Origin of the sequence: Streptomyces calidiresistens (assembly GCF_014141525.1) — a bacterium.
Classification (GTDB): domain Bacteria; phylum Actinomycetota; class Actinomycetes; order Streptomycetales; family Streptomycetaceae; genus Streptomyces; species Streptomyces calidiresistens.
Genome location: NZ_VKHS01001273.1, coordinates 1 through 1,019 on the forward strand (window position 1 = coordinate 1; position 1,019 = coordinate 1,019).

The following is a 1,019-nucleotide window of genomic DNA, read 5'->3' on the forward strand; positions in this document are numbered from 1 at the left end:
GGGCGGGGAGGGTGTCCGGGACGTCCCGGGCACCCCGGGCACCCCGGGCACTCCTGGCACGGACGCCGCCGGCGACTGACGGCCCCCGGGGGCGGCAACCGGCCGTCCCCTTCACGCCGCGCCCCCGCCGGGCCTTCCGGGCTCCCGGCGCGATCCCGTGGGCATCCCGGCCCGCGCCCGTCCCCCGGGGCACCCCGACGGGTCCGCCGAGGGGAGGCCGGGGGGCGCCGAGGAGGAGGGTAGGCGTCAGCCGGTGCCGTCCCCGTCCGGGGTGGGCTCCGGTGCCGGGGTCATCGCGACCAGCGCCGCGATCCCCTCCCGCAGCACGGCCGCGCCCTCCTCCGGATCGTCGATCGGCGGCCCGAACAGCGCGCCCTGGAGCAGCAGGCCGTGGGCGCAGCCGATCAGGGCCCGGGCCAGCCGGTCGGGACGCACGTCGGCGGGGAGCCGCCCGGCGGCCCGGTACCGGTCGATGATCCGCTCCCAGGCACCGATCACCTGCGTCACCCGCTCGACGAGGAGTTCGCGCAACCGGGGGGTGCGCGCGACCTCCGACCAGGCCTCCATCACCAGCGCGAGCGGTATGCCGCGCGCCTCCAACAGACGACGGGTGCGCAGGAAGACCCCCGCCACCACCTCGCCGGGCTCCGGGGGGTGCTCCTCCTCGGCGATCTCGGCGAAGGCCGCCCCGACCGTGCCCACGACCTCCTCGAGGATCGCGGCGATCATGTCGTCCTTGCTCCGGAAGTACCGGTAGACCGCGCCGGCGGACAGGCCCGTCTCGGTGAGGATGTGCTGCATCGAGGTGCCGTGGAAGCCTCCCCGGGCGAAACAGGCGGTGGCGCCGTCCAGGATCTGACGGCGGCGGGCGTCGAGGTGTTCCCGGGAAACGCGTGCCATGCCGCCCACCGTAAAACGAACGTTCATTCTTGACAAGTCGGCACCGGCGGAGGAACGTGGTTCCCACGCAAAACGAACGATCCTTCTCTTGGGGAGGCCCTCCGTGTCCACCCGCACCC

Annotated in this window: 1 protein-coding gene; it reads right to left on the minus strand. The window is 74.9% G+C overall.

What is annotated here, in order from left to right:
- Window positions 1-246 precede the first annotated feature (246 nt).
- On the minus strand, window positions 247-900 hold the full coding sequence (locus FOE67_RS26835; RefSeq protein WP_182667413.1) for a TetR/AcrR family transcriptional regulator: 654 nt from the start codon (window positions 898-900) through the stop codon (window positions 247-249).
- Window positions 901-1,019 lie beyond the last annotated feature (119 nt).